18 protein-coding genes and 1 tRNA gene are annotated in these 17,956 nt (G+C 68.0%); 9 read left to right on the top strand and 10 right to left on the bottom strand.

Annotated elements, in window-relative coordinates; all coding sequences use genetic code 11:
* The first annotated feature begins 517 nt into the window (after positions 1 to 517).
* Positions 518 to 2,086, top strand: a complete 1,569-nt coding sequence (locus ACS5PV_RS28575) for a caspase family protein (protein WP_455398716.1) — start codon at positions 518 to 520, stop codon at positions 2,084 to 2,086.
* A 245-nt stretch (positions 2,087 to 2,331) separates the two neighbouring features.
* On the opposite strand, the gene ACS5PV_RS28570 is transcribed toward ACS5PV_RS28575, so the two are convergent.
* The 5 genes from ACS5PV_RS28570 to ACS5PV_RS28550 all read right to left on the bottom strand — a co-directional run bounded on the left by ACS5PV_RS28570 (position 2,332) and on the right by ACS5PV_RS28550 (position 5,882).
* Complete coding sequence (locus tag ACS5PV_RS28570; RefSeq protein ID WP_455398715.1) at positions 2,332 to 2,910, bottom strand: cytochrome b; 579 nt, start codon at positions 2,908 to 2,910, stop codon at positions 2,332 to 2,334.
* A gap of 121 nt (positions 2,911 to 3,031) precedes the next feature.
* On the bottom strand, positions 3,032 to 3,832 hold the full coding sequence (locus ACS5PV_RS28565) for a TetR/AcrR family transcriptional regulator (protein WP_455398714.1): 801 nt from the start codon (positions 3,830 to 3,832) through the stop codon (positions 3,032 to 3,034).
* 166 nt (positions 3,833 to 3,998) lie between these two features.
* Positions 3,999 to 4,814 carry a pyrroline-5-carboxylate reductase gene (gene proC, locus ACS5PV_RS28560; RefSeq protein ID WP_455398713.1) on the bottom strand — a complete coding sequence of 272 codons (816 nt, stop codon included), beginning with the start codon at positions 4,812 to 4,814 and terminating at the stop codon, positions 3,999 to 4,001.
* Positions 4,811 to 5,314: a YbjN domain-containing protein gene (locus ACS5PV_RS28555; RefSeq protein ID WP_455398712.1), complete on the bottom strand. Its 504-nt coding sequence runs from the start codon at positions 5,312 to 5,314 to the stop codon at positions 4,811 to 4,813. The genes proC and ACS5PV_RS28555 overlap by 4 nt, the downstream gene beginning before the upstream one ends.
* Before the next feature lie 280 nt (positions 5,315 to 5,594).
* Entirely contained in the window at positions 5,595 to 5,882 is a 288-nt protein-coding gene (locus ACS5PV_RS28550) for an accessory factor UbiK family protein (protein ID WP_455398711.1), read from the bottom strand.
* A gap of 225 nt (positions 5,883 to 6,107) precedes the next feature.
* Between ACS5PV_RS28550 and ACS5PV_RS28545 the strand changes: the two genes are divergently transcribed.
* From ACS5PV_RS28545 to ACS5PV_RS28535, 3 genes are all read left to right on the top strand, one after another.
* Positions 6,108 to 6,827, top strand: coding sequence for a response regulator (locus ACS5PV_RS28545; RefSeq protein WP_455398710.1), 720 nt, complete (start codon positions 6,108 to 6,110; stop codon positions 6,825 to 6,827).
* Positions 6,828 to 6,840: 13 nt separating this feature from the next.
* Positions 6,841 to 8,232 carry a sensor histidine kinase gene (locus tag ACS5PV_RS28540; RefSeq protein WP_455398709.1) on the top strand — a complete coding sequence of 464 codons (1,392 nt, stop codon included), beginning with the start codon at positions 6,841 to 6,843 and terminating at the stop codon, positions 8,230 to 8,232.
* Positions 8,233 to 8,549: 317 nt separating this feature from the next.
* A complete protein-coding gene (locus ACS5PV_RS28535; RefSeq protein WP_455398708.1) occupies positions 8,550 to 9,149 on the top strand; it encodes a hypothetical protein in 600 nt (199 codons plus the stop codon).
* Between the two features lie 19 nt (positions 9,150 to 9,168).
* Here the strand turns inward: ACS5PV_RS28535 and ruvA are convergent, their stop codons facing one another.
* The 3 genes from ruvA to ACS5PV_RS28520 all read right to left on the bottom strand — a co-directional run bounded on the left by ruvA (position 9,169) and on the right by ACS5PV_RS28520 (position 12,036).
* Entirely contained in the window at positions 9,169 to 9,795 is a 627-nt protein-coding gene (ruvA, locus tag ACS5PV_RS28530; protein ID WP_455398707.1) for a Holliday junction branch migration protein RuvA, read from the bottom strand.
* 103 nt (positions 9,796 to 9,898) lie between these two features.
* Positions 9,899 to 10,504, bottom strand: coding sequence for a PAS domain-containing protein (locus ACS5PV_RS28525; protein ID WP_455398706.1), 606 nt, complete (start codon positions 10,502 to 10,504; stop codon positions 9,899 to 9,901).
* Between the two features lie 563 nt (positions 10,505 to 11,067).
* The gene (locus ACS5PV_RS28520; protein WP_455398705.1) at positions 11,068 to 12,036 is read right to left on the bottom strand and encodes a UDP-glucuronic acid decarboxylase family protein; all 969 of its coding nucleotides are present in this window, start codon (positions 12,034 to 12,036) and stop codon (positions 11,068 to 11,070) included.
* Positions 12,037 to 12,620: 584 nt separating this feature from the next.
* Here ACS5PV_RS28520 and ACS5PV_RS28515 point away from each other — a divergent pair.
* Together ACS5PV_RS28515 and ACS5PV_RS28510 are read left to right on the top strand one after the other, a co-directional pair.
* Positions 12,621 to 12,697, top strand: a tRNA-Pro gene (locus ACS5PV_RS28515).
* A gap of 24 nt (positions 12,698 to 12,721) precedes the next feature.
* Positions 12,722 to 13,030, top strand: a complete 309-nt coding sequence (locus ACS5PV_RS28510) for an ETC complex I subunit (protein ID WP_455398704.1) — start codon at positions 12,722 to 12,724, stop codon at positions 13,028 to 13,030.
* 10 nt (positions 13,031 to 13,040) lie between these two features.
* Here ACS5PV_RS28510 and ACS5PV_RS28505 read toward each other — a convergent pair whose 3' ends face one another.
* Together ACS5PV_RS28505 and ACS5PV_RS28500 are read right to left on the bottom strand one after the other, a co-directional pair.
* Positions 13,041 to 14,099 carry a spore photoproduct lyase family protein gene (locus ACS5PV_RS28505; RefSeq protein ID WP_455398773.1) on the bottom strand — a complete coding sequence of 353 codons (1,059 nt, stop codon included), beginning with the start codon at positions 14,097 to 14,099 and terminating at the stop codon, positions 13,041 to 13,043.
* A 28-nt stretch (positions 14,100 to 14,127) separates the two neighbouring features.
* A complete protein-coding gene (locus tag ACS5PV_RS28500) occupies positions 14,128 to 15,309 on the bottom strand; it encodes an MFS transporter (RefSeq protein WP_455398703.1) in 1,182 nt (393 codons plus the stop codon).
* 467 nt (positions 15,310 to 15,776) lie between these two features.
* Here ACS5PV_RS28500 and ACS5PV_RS28495 point away from each other — a divergent pair, with 467 nt between their 5' ends.
* The 3 genes from ACS5PV_RS28495 to argE all read left to right on the top strand — a co-directional run bounded on the left by ACS5PV_RS28495 (position 15,777) and on the right by argE (position 17,851).
* Complete coding sequence (locus tag ACS5PV_RS28495; RefSeq protein WP_455398702.1) at positions 15,777 to 15,977, top strand: hypothetical protein; 201 nt, start codon at positions 15,777 to 15,779, stop codon at positions 15,975 to 15,977.
* A 208-nt stretch (positions 15,978 to 16,185) separates the two neighbouring features.
* Positions 16,186 to 16,527: a DUF1491 family protein gene (locus ACS5PV_RS28490; protein ID WP_455398701.1), complete on the top strand. Its 342-nt coding sequence runs from the start codon at positions 16,186 to 16,188 to the stop codon at positions 16,525 to 16,527.
* A 148-nt stretch (positions 16,528 to 16,675) separates the two neighbouring features.
* Complete coding sequence (gene argE, locus ACS5PV_RS28485) at positions 16,676 to 17,851, top strand: acetylornithine deacetylase (protein ID WP_455398700.1); 1,176 nt, start codon at positions 16,676 to 16,678, stop codon at positions 17,849 to 17,851.
* Positions 17,852 to 17,956 lie beyond the last annotated feature (105 nt).

Here is a 17,956-nt window from a genome sequence, read left to right as displayed (position 1 = left end):
ACTTCATTTGTGTCATCGCCAACGCCTCGGCCTCGCGCAACGCCCGCGGTTGCTGCAAAAGCGCGCATCCTCCGGTGCGGCCAAGAAACCCAGAGGAATGCTTCAGCTTGCAAGCGCCACTCTGTGATAGCGTCGCGGAGTAGCCGACTACGGTTCCGTAAGACGGCGTTCGTCGCTACGTAATGATGTTATCTCCTCGATGAGGGGATTTTCGTGGAAAGCTGTCTCAAGCTGCTCCGCTGTTGGGTCATGCTATCGGATCTATCTTAATTGAGTTTGATTATGAACCTATAGCGGCACCAAAGACATTTCTATATAAGAAATACGGATTATTATCTGACAATCTAAATCTTGATATGAGGCGGCAAATTTGCAAAATTTATGTGAATACACATTATTTATCTGACATAATATTGGCGATAACGTCTATTAGGAAGAAAATTTCACATGTGCGTTATCTGATGTTGCGATAAAACAAACATATGATATGCCTTATGACGTAAGGTGGGAAAAAAGCATGACTAGCGTAGCAATCATCATCTGGGCAAGTAAATACAAAAATGAATTAAAAGCATTGCCCGCATGTGCTAGAGATGGCGATGCAATGAGAATTATAGTCGAGAATGAATCAAAATTCTCAGATATTTTAAATATAGAAAACGAAGAAAGTTCTGTCGTAGCTTTCGAAAAAATATCGACATTCTTGAAAAGACATAAGCCCGGGTCGCTCGACGAGGTATTCATTTATTTCTCTGGTCATGGCGAGTCTATCGCAGATGATTTTTTATATTTATTGCCCGGATATAAAAGCTCACAAAAAATGTCGACATCTATTGTAAATAGTCAATTAGATGATCTCGTTCGTTCGCTTAATCCTAAATTATTTGTGAAAATTGTCGACGCTTGCGAGTCGGGGACCGCATACATAAAAGATTCTGGACCGTTCGAAATTATCAGTAAGTCGAAAAATTCTTTTCAAAATGTTTTCTTTTTTTCCTCATCGCATTCCGACGAAAAGTCTTATTTGGATGATCATCTAAGTTATCTAACCGAATGTATCGTTAAAGCGGTGCAGGATCACCCTATCGAGACAGTCAAGTACGTAAATATCCTTAACGCGGCGGCAGATTTTTTCGACACTATAAATTTTCAGAGGCCGTACATAGTTCAGCAAGGTTCACTTGACGGCGTTTTTTGTACTGTTGACGAAGTTCTGCGCAAAAAACTTCAACCATACACGCGTGTCATTGCACCAGCGAACAATGGTAATAAAACAATACAAGGAACATCTATAATAGATGCCATTAAACTCGATGCAGAAAAATATGTAACTAAGGATGAGGCTTATGAAAGATTAAGATCTATAATTTCAACTTTTGATGATTTTGATTTATCAGAAGATCTGAAGGATCTTTACGAGTTCAGAAAATTCGTTATCAAAGTCACGGAGTTGCCTGAAACAAAAACCATCGGCGAATATGTCTCGAATAGCAAAGGCGCAGATTCTTGGTTTGTTGATGTGCAAAAGAACAGTGAAAAATACATGAGACGAGTCCGAAAGGGAACAAGCGGATTTGGTTTATTTGGAAATTCAACTCCACAAACAGGTGCGATTTCCCGGTCGCGATTAGCCGCCTTATCTAGTAATTCAGACGATTATACAGTTGTTGAAGATACAAGAATGGTTATTTCTGGAATACGACATACCACTGATACCGAAATACCCGCTTATAAAATATCAGCAGAAGCAAAATTTCCTAATTTACAAAATGTTGATTGCTTTATCGTTCCAATACTATCTAGAACAACGCTTTTAGTTGCAGCCACTTTCCGCAGTTATAAATCGAGATCGTGGGATAATCTTAGAGCGTCAGGCAATGACGAATGGTTTTACAGTGAGGCGGCCTTAAAAGAAGCCTCAGATATCGAAAAATTGTTTGGTAGAGTGAAGGAAAGATTCCGATCTGCGATTGAGGAGCCTATCAGGCTTAAATTTACACCTGCCGCTGCGAAATCTGAAGCGATCCCGTTCTTAATCGAAGAAGAAAAACTCCCTGCACGCCCAAGGCCAAATGCAAAAAAATGACCTGTGCCGCCAGATATTATAGCATATAATATAAAATATTTATGTCATGTGACTTGAGCGCAATCGATTTGTATAAAAAGGCAGAAACTAAGGGGCTGAGATGCAGTCGAGGAAATGCGCGAGTGTGTCCTCGATTGGAGCATAGTAATAGCATTAGAAGCGCGCCGGCCCGAGGAACAACCGGGCTGGCGGGGTCCGGGCGAGCAAATAGAGGTGATCGCGCAAAGGCCCGGGCTCCCCGGCGCTCACACGTCCTGGCGCGGCAGCATCCGGTCGAGGAGGGCGTCGCGCCGGGCGATCAGGTGCCAGGCGGTAGCCAGCAAGTGCAATGCCACCAGGGCGTAGACCGCGTACTGGCCGGCGAGGTGGATCCGGTCGGCGAGCGCCGCCACCGCCTCGTTCTTCGCCATGAAGGGCGGGATCGGGAACAGGTAGAAGTACTGCGTCGTGTTGCCGGCGGCGGCCGACATCACGAAGCCGCTCGCCGGCATCAGCAGGAACACGAGGTAGAGCAGCCAGTGGTTGATCCGGCCGAGGAGCGCCAGGCCCTTCGGCACGAAGGCTTCCGGCGGGGCCGGGTGCCAGGCCCGCCACAGGATGCGGATCGCCACGATGGCGAAGATCGTGATGCCGACCGATTTGTGCAGCTGGAAGTAGAAGCCCTTGGCCGGGCTCGCCGGCAGGCTCGTGGCGATCCAGGCCAGCGGCAGCACCGCCAGCACCAGGGCGGCAGTGAGCCAGTGCAGGCCCTGCGCCACCGCCGAGTAGCGCGGCTGCTCGACGCGGGCGATCGTCGCCGGCGCGCGGGTGGACAGGTCGAGCATCCGGGCAGGTTCCTCGCGAGGGCCGCCAGCGCGGCGGGGGCTGGTCTACCCCCGCAGGCTAGACAATGCGCGACGCATGGTCACCCTGGAATCGCTCGAATCGGCGGGGACGGGAACGGCGTCAGATCGCCGCCGCCGGATCGCCCCCGAGGGGATTGCCCTCGTCCTCGTTCCGATCGTCATCCCGGCGGTCGCGCCGGCGCCGGCGGCGTCCGCCCTCGGCGAGGGACTGGGCCAGCGCCCGGAACGGCGCGGTCAGGCGGCGCACGTCCTCGGCGCGCTCCATGAAGCGCTCGCCGTTGCGGATCTCGCGGTCGAGCGCCGCCATGGTGCGGGCAAGCGCCGGATCCTCGTCCTCGAGCCACACCTCCATGACGCGGGCGAACGCGATCACCACGCCCTGGAGCTTGACGCGGCCGAGCGGTCCCTCGGTGCTGATGCCGGCCGAGGCCAGCATGAAGCGCTGCGAGTTGAGCGCCACCTGGTTGAGGGCGGCGAGCGAAAGGGGATCACCGCGCAGCGCGAAGGAGATGCGGCGCAGGGCCGGCTTGTAGGGGTCCATCGCGTCGAGGCGGCGCATCAGCACGTCGAACAGCCGCTCGCGGGTCGGCTCCTCGTCGAGGTCGTCGCTGGCGCCCTCCAGCACCTGCTTGTCGATCATGCGGGAGAAGCCCCCGAGCACCGCGCCCTTCGACGGGTAGGCGTCGCGGAACTCTGCCAGGCTCACCCCGGCCTCGCGGGCGATGTCGCCGACCTCGATGTCGTTCCAGGGCTGCTCGGCGGCAAGCCGCATCAGCGCCTCGACGATCGCCTCCCGCGGCGGCAGGCGGGGGGCGTCCGGCGCAGCCCCGGCGTCGTGCGACGCGCCGGAGGTCGTGCTGCCGGACGGCTTGCCGTCGGACGCCTTGGGGGTGCGGGCCATGGATGGACGCTCCGATACCGTTGAGGCTTGGATGGGGGGCTGTCGAGCCGCCCCGAGGCGGATTGCCCGCCCCGCCCGCGTATCTAGGGATCAGCCCGCCGGTCGGGCAGGGGGCCGCGGCGACGCGCCCGGGTGAGCGGCCGGCGACGCGATCCGCCGAAGGATGTCAGCCCGCCAGCTCGCCGGCCCGACGCCTGGCCGCCGCCACAGCGTCCCGCATCAGGGGGCTCAAGCCACCCTCGGCCATCAGCACGCCGAGCGCCGCCGCGGTGGTGCCGCCGGGCGAGGTCACGTTCTGGCGGAGCGTCGCCGGCTCCTCGGGGCTCTGGCCGAGGAGTTCGCCCGCCCCCGCCACGGTCTGGCGGGCGAGGCGCGCCGCCACCCCGGCCGGCAGCCCGGCGGCGATGCCCGCCTCGGTCAGGGCCTCGGCGAGGAGGAAGACGTAGGCCGGGCCCGAGCCTGAGACCGCCGTCACGGCGTCGATCAGGTCCTCGCTGTCCAGCCACTCGACGAGGCCGATGCCGGAGAGGAGCGCGTGCGCCGTGCGGCGCTGGTCCTCGGTGGTCTCGGGCGAGGCTGCGGCGCCGGTCGCGCCCCGGCGGATGCTCGCCGGCAGGTTCGGCATCGCCCGCACCACCGCGCGGGCGCGGGGCAGGCGGTCCTTGAGGTTGGCGATCGTCTTGCCGGCGAGCACCGAGACCACGAGCGTGTCCGGCCCGGCGAGCGGCGCCACCGCGCTCGCGGCGGCCTCCAGGCCCTGGGGCTTGATCGCCAGGACCAGGGCCTCCGGCGCGGCCGGGTCCTGCGGGTTGAGCGCGATTGCATGGGCGGCGCAGAGCGCCGCCATGGCGGGGGCGGGGTTCGGGTCGATCACGGCGACGCGGCGACCCGGCAGCCCGTCGGCGAGCCAGCCCTCCAGCATCGACCCGCCCATCTTGCCGGCGCCGACCAGGATCAGCGAGGCGGGGAGACCCCCGCTCACGCCTCGCCCTCTGTCTCGAACAGCACGGCGTCGAGGGCCTCGCGGGCGGTCTTGCCGGCCCAGATCACGAACTGGAACGCCTGGAAGTAGCGCTCGCAGGCCTCGACCGCGGTCTTGAGCATGGTCTCGCACTGGCCGTGCGTCGGCTCGGCGCCGCCGGTGAGCACGAGCGCGTGGCGGAACATCACCACGTGTTCGCTGTTCCAGAGGTCGAAATGGCCGACCCAGAGCTGCTCGTTGACGAGGGAGACGAGCCGCAGCACCTCGTTGCGCCGCCGCTCCGGCACCTTCAGGTCGAAGGCGGAGGCGACGTGCAGCGCCTCCACGTCCTCGATCCACGTGAAGGCGACGTGGTACTCGGCCCAGCGGCCGGCGACCGCGACCGACATCTCGTCGGTCTCGGCGCGATCGAAGATCCAGTCCCGGAGGGAAGCGAGGCGCTCGACGACATCGAGCGGGTGCTCGGCGCGGTTCAGGTCGTCGATGTTGAGCTGGGTCATGGCGATCCAAGTTTGGCTCGTCCGAGCGGGAAACAGCTGCGTCAGCGAACGCGGCGAGTGTCGTCTTCAAGGCAGATCGCGACCCGGGCACGGTCAGGACGTGCCGGCGAAAAGCTTAAGTTCCGACTTGTCTCCCCAGAGCGGCTGCGAATCAGTGCGTGACCCACTATAGCCCGGGCGAGTCGAGGGACTCAAAGCGGAAAGCCGCGGCGGCGGCGGCGTGCCGCCGGCTATCCACCGAAGCTTCCTGTGCACAAGCGGGACGCGCCCGGACGACGGCTCAGGCGGTCGCCGTGCTCCCCGTCGCCGGCCCCTTGGCCTTGGCGGCCGGAGCGGCGGCCTCGAGCGCCGCGACGCGGGCGGTCAGCGCGTCGTTCTGGGCGCGCAGGGACGCGACGAGATCGCGCAGCACCTCGACCTCCTCGCGGGTGGCGACGTCCATGTCCCGCAGCATGCGCTCGATCTGCGCCTTGACCACGGTCTCGGCCTCACGGCGCACGCCCTGGGCCGCGCCGGCGGCGTCGGTCATCAGGCGGGCGAAGTCGTCGAACAGGCGGTTCTGCTGCATGGAAAAAACTCCGGGGCTGGTCCGTGATGCACAGCCCTAATGCATTTCACCGCGGAATGGGCCCCGGTCCGGGCTCCCCTTCGCGCGAAAATGCGGCACCATCGCGGTGGCGCCTCCGTGCGGGCCGCATCGGTTGCGCGACGGTGTCGCGGGCCGGGCCCAGCAACAGACGGTTGCACAATGATGGCTTCAAGCAAAACCCGGTCTCGGGCATAAGGCGAACCCGTGAGCACGACACCGCACATCCTGATCGTCGAGGACGATCGCGAGATCAGCACGCTGGTCGCCCGCTATCTCCGTGGCAACGATTGCCGGGTCTCGATCGCCGGCGACGGCCGCGAGATGGACCGGCTGCTGGCCGATTCCCGGGTCGACCTGATCGTGCTCGACCTGATGCTCCCGGGCGAGGACGGGCTGTCGATCTGCCGGCGCCTGCGCGCCTCCTCCGGCATACCGATCCTGATGCTGACGGCCAAGAGCGAGGAGATCGACCGGATCGTCGGGCTCGAGATCGGGGCCGACGACTACCTCGCCAAGCCCTTCAACCCGCGCGAACTGCTCGCCCGCATCCGGGCGATCCTGCGCCGCGGCGCCGCCGCGCAAGGCGCGCGCGACGACGAGGGCGTGCGCCGCCACGCCTTCGCGGGCTTCGTGCTCGATGCGGGCCTGCGCCAGCTCCTCAACCCGGAGGGCGCGCAGGTCGCGCTCACCGGCGCCGAGTTCGACCTCCTGCACGCGATGTGCCTGCGGCCGGGCCGGGTGCTTTCCCGCGACCAGCTCCTCGACCTGACGCAGGGGCGCGCCCCTGGGCCATTCGAGCGCAGCATCGACGTGCTGGTGAGCCGCATCCGCCAGAAGATCGAGCGCGATCCGCGCAACCCGGAGATGATCAAGACCATCCGCTCCGGCGGCTACCTGTTCACCCCGGAGGTGATCTCGACATGACGGGCATCGCGCCGTGACGGGCAAGGGTCCCCTGCCGGGCCGCATCGCCGGGCAGCTCGCCCTGCTGGTGGTGGCCGCGATCGTCGTCACCCACGTCGTCGTGACGGTGGCGTTCCTGCTGCTGCGCCCGGAGCTGCGCCGCTCCGACGAGCGCCCGAGCGCGCTCGCCAACCGCCTCGTCACCGTCGTCCACATGGTAGCGGCGGCCCCGGCGGAGGACCGGGCCGACGTGGTGGCGGCGGCGCGCCACAGCGCCTCGGCCCTCCACCTGACCCTGCTGCCCGCCAACGAGCCGAACGCGCCGGCCCCGTCGAGCGCCGACGTGCCGGAGATCACCGGCCTGCGGGCGGCGCTCGGCCCCGGCTACGGCATCGCGGCCGAGCACCAGCCCGCTGGCGCGCTGCACCTGCGCATTGCCGGGCCGGGGGGGCTGCAACTCGCTGCCGACCTGCCGCCGCTGCCGCTGCCGCACCCGCCGCTGACCAGCGCGGTGCTGATCACGCTCGTCTTCCTCGCGCTCTCGCTGACGCTCCTGTCGATCTGGGCGACGCGGGCGCTCACCGCGCCGCTGGCGCGGCTGGCCGAGGCGGCGGAGGCCTTCGGCACCGCCACCGAGGCGCGACCGCTGCCGGAGCGCGGGCCCGAGGAGGTGCTGGCCCTGTCCCGGGCGCTCGGGCGGATGCGCGACCGGGTCCTGCGCCTCATCGACGACCGCACCCACATGCTGGCGGCGATCAGCCACGACCTGCGCACGCCGATCACCCGCCTGCGCCTCAGGGCGGAGTTCCTGGAGGACGAGGCGCTACGCCGGCAGTTCCTGCGCGACCTCGACCAGATGAACGCGCTCGTCGAGGCGGCGCTCTCCTTCGTGCGTGACGGCCAGCCCCGCGAGGGGCAGCCCCGCGGCGACCTCGGCCTCGTCGACCTCGCCTCGGTGGTGCAGACGGTCTGCGACGGATTCGCCGATATCGGCGAGGCGGTGCGGGCCGAGGAGGTGCGGGACGAGGATCGGCGGCCGGCCCTGGTGCGCGGCTCGTCGGGCGAGCTGCAGCGGGCGCTGACCAACCTCATCGACAACGCGGTCAAGTATGCCGGCGGCGCCACCGTGCGCCTCGTCGAGGCCGGGCCGGGCCGCGTCGCGGTCGAGATCCTCGACGAGGGCCCGGGCATCCCGGAGGAGGAGCGCGCCCTGATGCTCCAGCCCTTCGTGCGCGGCGACCGCGCGCGCACCCTCAACGAGGCCGGCGGCTTCGGCCTCGGCCTGTCGATCGCGAGCGCCATCGCGCAGTCGCACGGCGGCACGTTCAGCCTGGAGAACCGGGTGCCGCAGGGCCTTTGCGTGCGCCTCGAACTGCCGCGGGCGGCCGGCGCCGCGCCGCGCCAGCCGGCAGCCCGGGCCGCTTGATACGCTGTCCGGAAGATCCCTTGCGGACAGCGTATCGCAAGCCGGCGCGGTGAAGCCTTCGGCTTCACACGCCTGAGCGAAGCCGATTTCCGCATTGCGAACGCGATCCGGCAGGATCGCGCGGAGCAATCGATCGGAAATCTTATGCGCCGACACATCTGGCGAAGATGTAACGCCTCGTTGCGGCAGGATCTGCCGCAACGGGCGGAAACCCGATCCCCGCACAGGCGAAAGAACTCTTAAGCCGCGCCGGCCGCAGGCTGACCCGCGTCGGGGATGACGAATCCATCCCCATTACGCAGAGGATCCGGGTTCCCATGACGACCGTCTCCGCATCCAGCAGCACCGCCCAGCCGCTCGACCAAACCCGGGGGGGAGGGCCCAAGCAGCGCCTACTCGACCGGATCTCGGCGCAGCAGCAGGCCGGCAGCCTCAGTGCCACCGATGCGAGCGCGCTGACGAGCGCCGTCCAGGACATCGACCAGGCAATGTCCGGCACCTCGGGCACGTCCGGCGCCGGCGGTACCCGCCTCGACCCGGCCCAGGCCAGGAGCCGGATGGACGACCTCATCGGCGCCGAGGTCACCAAGGGCACCCTGACGAGCGACCAGGCGACGACGCTCAAGGGCCTGCTGTCGCCGCGCAAGGGCGGGGGCCACGGCGGGCATGGTGGCGGGCTTGGCGGCATCGGCGGGGCGGACGGTCCGCCTCCCGGCCAGACGCCCGCCGGCGCGGCGGACGCCGCCGCCTCGACCGACGCGACCTCGACGACATCGAGCGCCAGCGACCTGCTCGCGGGCTTCCTCAAGCAGCTCCAGGACGCGCAGGCCCAGACCCCGGCGAGCGGCTACGGCGCGAGCGGCGCGAGCGGCACGCCGACGGGCAGCCAGGCGGCGGTGTTCGACTTCAAGGTCTAGCCCCCGGGGCCGTGGGCGCTCACCGCGCCAGCTCGCGCAGGCCGAGGCGGATCAGGGTCTTGGCCTCCATCGCCGCCTCGCCCTCGCCGGCGCCTTTCAGCGCCGCGGCCACCGCCGCCGAGGCCTGGACCTGGGCGTAGCCGAGATTGACCAGGGCCGAGATCGCGTCGGCGACCGGCTGGGGCGCGGTCTTGTCCTCCACCGCCCCGGTGAGCTGGATCAGCGCCGGGTCGACGGGGGAGAAGGCCGGGGCCCTGTCCTTCAGTTCGGCCACCAGCCGGGCGGCGAGCCGCGGGCCGACGCCGGGCGCGCGGGCGACAGCGCCCTTGTCGCCGGTGGCGATGGCGGTGGCGAGGTCGCCCGGCTCCATCACCGAGAGCACGCCGAGCGCCACCCGGGTGCCGACGCCCTGCACGGTCTGGAGCAGGCGGAACCACTCGCGCTCCGCGTCGGCCCGGAAGCCGTAGAGGCGGATCATGTCCTCGCGCACGTGGGTCTCGATCGCCAGTTCCGCCGCCTCGCCGGTCGGCGGCAGGCGCTGGAGCGTGCGGGCCGAGCAATGCACCACGTAGCCGACGCCGTGCACGTCGAGGATGACGAAGTCCTCGCCGTAGGAATCCACCACGCCCTTCAGCTTGCCGATCATCGCCCGTCGGATCTCCGCCGGGCCGACGCGGCCCGGGTCCCGGGCCATACCCAGCCCGGCCCCGGCCCACAAGGCGGCGCGCTGCTGCGGGCCGCCGCGACGGTCAGCTCAGCCGGCGCAGGTAGGCCCGGCGCAGGCCCTTGCCGATCTCGCGGCCGAGTTCCAGGAGCAGCATGTCGAGGATCTTCAAGAGGAACGGCCGGTCGGCCGTCGCCAGGGCCTCGCGGGCGGCGATGCAGGCCTCGGCGGCCTGCTCCAGCGGGCAGTCCGGCCGCGCATCGACGCAGTGGTCGTAGGCGGTGTCGCTCAGCGCGCTGCCGGTCATGTCGACCAGGATGCCGTGCGCCCGGGCCGGCCGGCCGTCGCCGCCGCGCTCGTAGCGGGCGCGGGAGAGCACCCACAGCGTCCGCCCGGCGGCGTCCCGCACCCGGAACTCGGCCACGAACGAGCCGCCGGAAGCCGCGCCGTGCTGCATCCGGGCGACGACCGCGTCGCGGTCGTCGGGATGGATGCAGGCGGCGAAGACCCGCAGGGGCACGCCCTTCGCCAGCCGGTCGAGATCGGCCCCGAACAGGCTGCCGGCGACATCGTCGCCGTGCATCCGGTCGCCGGCGATGTCCCACGACCAGGTGCCGACCATGTCCGCCGTCATCGGCAGGGCCGGCCGCGCCGTTCCGGCGCCGCGTCTTCCCTCGACGTCCCCGATCATGATGGTCCGCAGCCCCTACGCGTCGCTCGACACCCCCTGGTGGTCGGGCCTGTCCCGGCCTTGTGCGCTCCCCCGGCGAGGGCGGTCAATGCAGTCAATTTCCGGTGGCTCGGCCGCCTGACCTGCGCCGGGCGCGATCGTCCGGGGCGTCACGGCCGCGAGCGAGCGACGAGGCGGACCGGAGAATCGTCGAGCGCCGGGAACGGAACTCTCGTCCGCGACCCGGATATCTGCCCGCCCTTGTGTCATGGATGGTTTCTGTTCAAGCATAGAGTCGCGACAGTCTCGAAATCTCAGTGCGCGATCCTCAAGAAGCGGCGTCGACAATCATTTTTGGGTCAGGAATATTGGCGATGATCGTGAAGGTCACGATGGTGCCGGGCATGGTCGCGGTCGGCCGCGGGGCGGCGTGAATTCGTCGCATGCTCCGGCGTGGCATCGGGGCGCCCGGTGCCACGGCGTGATCGCGTCAACGTCGATCCCGGGCGGGCCCGAGATCGACGGGATCATCGACCCGGGACTCCGGGAACGGAGCCGACGATCGCTGTCAGCGGTCCCTGCTCTCATCGGGCCTCATCGCCGGACCTGAGATGGTCGTCGAAGTAGGCGATCGTCCTCGAGAGGCCCTGGCGAAGCTCGATGGTCGGCTGCCAGTCGAGGATCGCCTTGGCCTTGGTGATGTCGGGCCGGCGCTGGCGCGGATCGTCGGGCGGCAGCGGGCGAAACACCATCTTCGACCTGGAATTCGTCAGATCGACGACGATCTCGGCGAGCTGACGGATGGTGAACTCGCCCGGGTTGCCGATGTTGATCGGCCCGATGACGCTCGCATCCGAGCCCATCAGCCGGATGAAGCCCTCGATGAGGTCGTCGACGTAGCAGAACGAGCGCGTCTGCTCGCCGTCACCGTACAGGGTGATGTCCTCGCCGCGCAGGGCCTGGAGCACGATGTTCGACACGACGCGCCCGTCGTTCGGGTGCATGCGCGGGCCGTACGTGTTGAAGATGCGCGCGACCTTGATCGGCAGCTTGTGCTGGCGGTGGTAGTCGAAGAACAGCGTCTCGGCGCAGCGCTTGCCCTCGTCGTAGCACGAGCGGAGGCCGATCGGGTTGACCCGGCCCCAATACTCCTCCGGCTGGGGATGGACCTCCGGATCTCCGTAGACCTCCGAGGTCGATGCCTGGAAGATCCTGGCTTTGACACGCTTGGCGAGGCCCAGCATGTTGATCGCCCCGATGACGCTGGTCTTCGCCGTCTGGACCGGATCGAACTGGTAGTGGACCGGCGAGGCCGGGCACGCCAGATTGTAGATTTCGTCAACCTCCACGTAGAGCGGAAAGGTGACGTCGTGCCTCATCATCTCGAAATTGGGATTTCCAAGCAGATGTGAGATGTTGCGCCGGGTGCCGGTGAAGAAGTTGTCGACGCACAGGACCTCGTGGCCCTGCTCGAGCAGGCGCTCGCACAGGTGCGATCCGAGGAAGCCCGCTCCCCCGGTGACGAGGATCTTCTTCGTGGTGCCATAGCGCATGGCGAACTCCGTCTGCTGGCGAATGCGGGACCGTCGGGATCGGACCTGCTTCAAGCGCACGGATCGGTCGTGCCAACGCCTACATACGTTAAGCCGTGCGCACGGCCGCGGAGCGATGTTAGACCCTGTATGGGTCGAGCCCGACGGGCTCGGCCATGGCGGCGTGCAGGCGCGGGGAACGAGCGGGCGGACGACATCCGGCTCGGTCACGAGTGGGGGCGGGCGCCCAAGACGCGGCCTGCTTGCGCGAGTTGCGAGATCTCGGGCGACGACGGGTCGAGCGGCTACGCTCCGTCGATCGCGAGCGGATCCCCGACCACGGTCACGACGGAAGCGAGCCGCGCGCCGGGAACCGGTCTCGCCTCCAGCCCGTTGACGTACGGATCTTCAAGGACCCGAGACCCGCCTTCAGCCCCGCCGGCAACAGCCGAGCGGGGCTTTTTCATACCGATCGGCGCCCGGGACAGGGCGGGATCGTCGCGGGGTTCTTCGCGCCGGAGCGGCATTTTCGAGCATCTTGGCGGCCCCTCCATCCCGCCGCGCAGCTTGCGTGCCCGAGGGATTTTCACTACGAACCGGGGCATCGGGGCGTAGCGCAGTCTGGTAGCGCATCTGGTTTGGGACCAGAGGGTCGCTGGTTCGAATCCGGCCGCCCCGACCATCACCGCACGGATCAGAGCCCGCGATGTCGACCGCCCGCATCTTCCGCCCTGCCAAGGACCCGACCCAGTCCGGCCTCGCCCGGACCAAGCAGTGGACGCTGGAGTTCGAGCAGGCGAGCCCGCGCGAGACCGAGCCGCTGATGGGCTGGACCTCGTCCTCGGACATGCTCCAGCAGGTGCGGCTCGAGTTCGACACCAAGGAGGAGGCGATCGCCTACGCGACCCGCGAGGGCATCGCCTACCGGGTCGAGGAGCCGCAGCTGCCGCTGCGCCGCGGCCTGTCCTACTCCGACAACTTCAAGTACAACCGCACCGCGCCCTGGACGCACTGATCCGGACGCCTCAGAACGCGTAGCGCACGCCGCACCAGGGCAGCTCCTCGGCGAGCAGCGCCTTGAACCGGGTGAGCCAGCGGCCCTTCCAGCCGGTGCGGTAGCGCAGGTTCTCCATCCCGCCCTCGGAGCGCTTGGTTTCCTGGATGTCCGGGCGCCACAACAGTGCCTCGGCCTTCGGGTGCCAGCGCAGGTTCACCTCGTGCAGGGCCGCGTTGTGGGTGAGGAAGATGATCTCGGCCTTCAGCTGCGCCTTCGCGGCCGGGCCGATCCCGGCATCGAGCGCGCGAAACAGCCCCCGCCAGTCCTCCTCCCAGCCCTCGTACAGGATCACCGGCGAGAAATTGGCGTGGACCTCGTAGCCCGCCGCCACGAAGTCGTCGATCGCGGCGATGCGCTCCGCCATCGGTGAGGTGCGCACGTCGACCACCCGGGCGATGCGCTCGGGCATCAGCGAGAAGCGGATCCGGGTTTTGTCCTCCGGCGCGTAGGCCAGCAGGTCGCGGTTGACGAACTTGGTGGCGAAGGACGCCTTGGCGTTCGGAAGGCCGCGAAACAGCCCGACGAGGTCGCGCACGCTGTCGCAGGCGAGCGCATCGACCGAGAGGTCGCCGTTCTCGCCGATGTCGTAGACCCAGAACTCTTCGTCGATCTGGTCGGGCGCGGGGAGGGGGCCCTGCGCGGCGGCGTGGCGGGCGATCGCCCGGCCGATCGCCTCGGTGTTGACGAACAGGGTGATCGGGTTGGCGAAGCCCTTGCGGCGCGGCACGTAGCAATAGGCGCAGGCCATGGCGCAGCCGTTCGAGCTCGACGGCGCGATGAAATGGGCGCTGCGCCCGTTCGGCCGCGCGGCCAGCCCCTTCTTGACCCCGAGCACCAGGGTCGAGCGCTTGATCCGCACCCAGTCCTCGACCGAGCCCGCGTTGCCGTGCAGCTCCGGGATGTTCCAGTGCGAGGGGACCACGATCCGCCGCGCGTGCGGAAAGCGCTCCAGGATCTCGCGGCCGCGAGGGAAGTCCTCGACGGCGGGCTCGTGGTAGATCGTGTCGATCGCGAGGAGGTTCGGCAGGGGGCGGCTCGGGCGGAGCGGGGGACCTTCACGATCTAGGGCGGTCGCGGGGCTCCAGCAGGGGCACGAGCAGGCTCGCCGCCGCGAAGGCGCCGCCGACGGCGCAGAGCGCCGGCCAGCCGCCGGCCGCGAAGGCCCGGGTGCCGGCGGACGCGCCGAGCGCCCCGCCGGCGAAGATCGCGGTGAAGAACACCGTGTTGATCCGCCCGCGGGCGCCGGGGGCCAGCGCGTAGACCCGGGTCTGGTTGGCGATCAGCGCGGTGTTGATGCCGATGTCGATGAGCAGCACCCCGATCGCCAGCGCGACGAGCGAGTGGCCGCCGAACAGGCCGAACACCAGGAAGGCGGCGAGCGTCAGCACGGCGCCGCCGACCAGCACCGGGCGCGGGCTTCGCGTATCGGCGAAGCGCCCGGCGATCGGCGCGCACAGCGCGCCCGCCGCGCCGATCAGCCCGAACAGGCCGGCCCCGGCGGGATCGAGCCCGAAGGGCGGCGCCTCGACGAGGAGCGCCAGCGTGGTCCAGAACGCGTTGAAGGCGGCAAACAGCAGCGCCTGGGCCAGCGCCGCGCGGCGCAACACTGGCTGGGAGCGCACGAGGTCGAGGATCGAGCCCATCAGCGCGCCGTAGCCGAGGCGCGCGGTGGGCGGCGTCCGCGGCAGCCCGGCCCAGGCGAGGCCGGCGAGCGCCACCGACAGCCCGGCCGCCCCGACGAACACCGCGCGCCAGCCGAGCCAGGCGCCGACGAAGCCGCTCAAGGTCCGGGCGAGCAGGATGCCGAGCAAGAGGCCGGTCATCACCTGGCCGACCATCCGGCCGCGCACCGCGTCGGGCGCCAGCTCGGCGGCGAAGGGCACCGCCTGCTGGGCGGCGGTCGAGAGCACCCCGATCAGGAAGCTCGCCAGCACCAGGAGGCCGAGGCTGGTGCTCAGGGCGGCCAGCACCAGCACGGCGGCGAGCAGCAGGAGCTGGCCGACGATCAGGCTGCGCCGCGCCAGCTTGTCGCCGAGCGGGACGAGGCCGAGGATGCCGACGCCGTAGCCGGCGAGCGTCGCGGTCGGCACGAGCACCGAGGCGTCGTGGCCGAAGACCTGGACCAGGAGCCCGAGCAGCGGCTGGTTGTAGTAGATGTTGGCGACCGCCCCGCCGGCGATCAGGCTGAGGCTCAGGCGGGTCGCGGCGGAAAGGGGCGACGCGGAGAGGGGCAACATGGGCGCGTCCTGTGAGCGCTTCCTGCGCGAGTGCTCGTCGGCGCCCGACATAGCGGGTTTTCGCGCTGCGGCACGGGGCCCGCCCGCACGGGAGGCCCGCCCTGCGGGCATGCCGCTTCGGAAGAGACGTACTGGACGAGGGACGGTCCTTGGACGAAAGGTGCGATCACACGCCCGTGAGGCACCTTCCGTAAGCGCAGATCATCGCCACATGGGGAAGTGAGCGAGCCGGAAGTGCCGGCTTGCCTCGGCGCGCGATGCGCCGATACCTTTCCCGATCGCAGTCGATCGGTTCCCCGGCGGGCGAAACGCGACGCTTGGGCGAAGCGCGACGCTTGGGCGAGGCCCGACATGGGCTTCGCCGCTGGCCGCGGCGCGGGCGCCCCGGGAACCGGGTTCGTCTCGGGGACTATGAGCGGTGATGCATCCCGCCATCGACGCGATCCATCGCCTCAAGGAGACGGACGATGTCGCAGTACCGCGTACTGTTCGCCAAGCAGATCCTCGGAGTCCCGTTCACCGTCGGGACCGTCGAGATCACCCGTGCCCGCGACCCGGAGCGGGCGGTGCGCGCCGCCGCCCTGCGCTTCGCCCGCCAGCACGGCGTCGAGGATTGGCGCGAGCGGGCCGACGTGGCCGCGCTCGACGGGGCTGCCCCGGCTTCCTGACGCGCCTCCTGACTCGCCGCCCCGCACGCACGGTTCGATGCAGCGCCCGATCGCCTCGCGATCGGGCGCTGTCCCATTCCGATTGCCTCGCAATCGGGTGCTGTCCCGTCCCGATTGCCCCGCGATCGGGCGCTGTCCCGTCCCGATTGCCTCGCAATCGGGCGCTGTCCTATGAGTGCCCGGACATTCGTCGAGGACGCCCCGCCCGATGGCACGCCTGCGCTCCGATTTCTGGGTCGCCGCCCACCTGCGCCGCTGCGCGGTCGAGGGGGTGAGCGCGGTGCAGCGCCGCCGCGGCGCGCCGGAGGCCGGCGCGATCTTCGTCAAGGTCGACCGTCTCGACGGGCGCGCCGACCTCTACGGCCCGGCGCCCCAGGCCCTGTTCGAGGGCGACGAGACCGCCGGCCGCCGCTTCGAGCCCCTGATGCGCGAGGCGCTGCCGCCCGATGTCGAGGCCCGGCTCGCGAAGGAGATCCGGTTCGATTCCGACCTCTGGATCGTCGAGATCGACGACCGGGAGGGCCGGCATTTCCTGGACCTATCCGCATAGGGTTTCGGTCGATCGAGGCGGCCCGCTGTCCGCCGGCGCCGGAACGCGGCATAAGGGAGGGGCTGCCCGCCACGCGGTGGCATCGGCCCTGCACGCCTCGCGGGGTCACGGTTTCTCGCACCACCCCGTCAGGCTCCGCACGCTTCCCATGACGCCCTCCGATTCCACGCTTCCCGCCATCAAGGACCTGCTCGCCACCCTCGTCGCCTTCGAGACGGTCAGCTCCGCCACGAATTTGCCGCTCGTCGACTTCGTCGAGGAATATTGCCGCCGCCACGGCGCCGCGGTCGAGCGGGTGGTCGACGCGACGGGGGAGAAGGCGGCCCTGTGGGTCACGGTCGGGCCGCAGGACCGGCCGGGCTACGTGCTGTCGGGCCACAGCGATGTGGTGCCGGTGGAGGGCCAGGACTGGACGCACGACCCGTTCCGGCTGACCGAGATCGACGGGCGCCTCTACGGCCGCGGCACATCGGACATGAAGGGCTTCCTCGCCGTCTGCCTGGCGCTCCTGCCCGAGATGGCGGCGGCTCCCCTCGCCCGCCCGCTGCACCTCGCCATCTCCTACGACGAGGAGATCGGCTGCCTCGGCGTCCGGCCGCTCATCGCCCATATCCGCGAGCGGGGCGTCCGGCCGCTCGGCTGCTTCGTCGGCGAGCCGACCGGCATGGCGGTGGTGACCGGCCACAAGGGCAAGTACGGCGCCAAGGCGACCTTCCGCGGCCGGGCCTGCCACTCGGCGCTGGCGCCGACCGGGGTCAACGCCGTCGAGTACGCCGCGCGCTTCATCGACCGGGTGCGGCTGACCGCCGAGGGCCTGGCGAAGGACGGCGCCCGCGACGACCTCTACGACGTGCCCCACACGACCGGGCTCACCGCCCTGGTCCAGGGCGGCACGGCGCTCAACATCGTGCCCGACCGCTGTACCGTCGGGTTCGAGTTCCGGGCGATCGCCGGCGACGATCCCCGCGGCCTCGCCGAGTCGGTGCTCGCCTACGCGCGCGACGTGCTGGTGCCGGAGATGCAGGCGCGCGATCCGGCGAGCGGCCTCACGGTCGAGCCGGTGATCGACTATCCGGGCCTCGACATCGCCCCCGACGCGCCCCTCGTCACCCTGGCCAAGCGCCTCGCCGGCCGCAACGCCCACGCCAAGGTCTCCTACGGCACCGAGGCCGGCCTGTTCCAGAGCCTCGGCGACATCCCCTCGGTGGTGATCGGCCCCGGCGACATCGCCCGCGCCCACAAGGCCGACGAGTACGTCGAGACGGGCGAGCTCGCCGACTGCGCCGCCTTCCTGCGCCGGCTGATCGCCGAGAATCGCGCGTAGAGCCATGACGCTCCGTCGGCCGGGGTCTGCCCGGCCGAGGCTTGACCGCGGCCGCGCGGGGGCGGATCACCGCGCCCGGACCGGCGCCCGATCGCAGCGCGATCG

This window comes from Methylobacterium sp. Gmos1 (assembly GCF_053764715.1).
Note: the sequence above shows the minus strand (reverse complement) of the source record. Positions and strands in the feature narration are given on the sequence as shown.